The organism is Aphanothece microscopica RSMan92, assembly GCF_046613545.2.
GTDB lineage: Bacteria > Cyanobacteriota > Cyanobacteriia > PCC-6307 > Cyanobiaceae > NIES-981.
Map to the genome: position 1 here is coordinate 1 of NZ_JBKKKY020000190.1, position 1,266 is coordinate 1,266.

Consider the following 1,266-nt stretch of genomic DNA (forward strand, 5'->3'; position numbering starts at 1 on the left):
ATCAGAATAGATCGACCTTCAGCGTCACCCCATAGTTCCGGCCGTTGGTGTAGATCGGGTCGAACGCCGCACGGAAGTTGTTCAGAGTCGGATTGAACAGCGTATTGGTGGGCGACTGCTCGTCGAGCGCGTTGTCCACATAAGCCGTCACCGTCCAGCGCCCGCCGCGCACGCCGACGCTGGCGTTGACGATGTCGCGCTGGCCGCCCTTGATCAGATTGTTGATCGTGAAGACCTGCGGGCCCTGATGGCTGTACTGCACGCGGCCAAAGCCGGTCCAATCGCCTGCAAGCGGCACTTCGAGGTCTGCGGCGATGTTCCAGGTTTCCTCCGCCGTGCGCACCGTGCGCAGGCCCTTGATGTCGATCGCGGTCTGCACGAGCGCGGGATTGGCGGTCGGGATGGTCGTCACACGGCCCCGGCACCAGGCCTGCTGAAGGCAGGCGAGCACCGCCCCGCCCTGCGCGCCTGTCGTGGCGGGGTTCGCGCCCGCCGCAATCAGGGCCCCGCCGTTGGTGTCATAGCTGCCCGCGCCCCACTGGGCGTCGTTGGTCGAGAAGCCGCCCGTGACGGTGAGGTAATCGTTGACGGCGAAGTTGAACTCCAGCTCGACCCCGGAGCTCTCGATCGCGCCGATGTTGCGCACCACATTGACCGGGCTGGTGGAGCCGGCGCTGGGCGGGCCGTTGATCTGGGCGTCCTTCCAGTCGACGGAGAAGAGGGCGCCATTCAGCACAAGCGCCCCATCGAACCAGACCGTCTTGGCCCCGATTTCGTAGGTCGTGTTGGACTCAGGATCGAACGTGTAGTCCGCAGCCACCGTCGCCCCGGTGTTGAAGCCGCCGGCGTTCTCCCCCGTGGCGACCGAGGCATAGAGCAGAATGGTGTCGGTGGCCTGCCAATCTGCGCCCACCCGGTAGTTCACATACTCCCAGGTGTTGGAGAAATTGCCGAATGGCGCGGTGAGCGGTCGCCCGCCAAGGGGACCGTTGGTGGCGCCGTAGCGAATGTCGGTCGCGCGCGTTTCGCGGGTGGAGCGGACCTCGCCGCGCAGCACCACGCTCTCGATCGGCTGAAGCTCGGCTTGAGCAAACAGCGAGCTTTGCTCCACTTCGGTCTCGGAATAGGCCGATGGAATGCCGCTCGTCGCGCCGGGGGTGCGCACGCTCCACAGCGCGACGGCTGAGGACACGCCGCCGATCGGGGCGTTATTCGCCGCTGAGAACGCACCGAGGCGCGTGCCGGCCGGCAGGCTGGAAATGTCGA

The 1,266-nt window shown here is 66.2% G+C and carries 1 protein-coding gene; it reads right to left on the reverse strand.

The window, feature by feature from the left end:
- Nucleotide 1: 1 nt before the first annotated feature.
- The coding region (locus ACLD7X_RS16855) for a TonB-dependent receptor domain-containing protein (protein ID WP_411424844.1) at nucleotides 2–1,266 on the reverse strand (1,265 nt) is incomplete at its 5' end.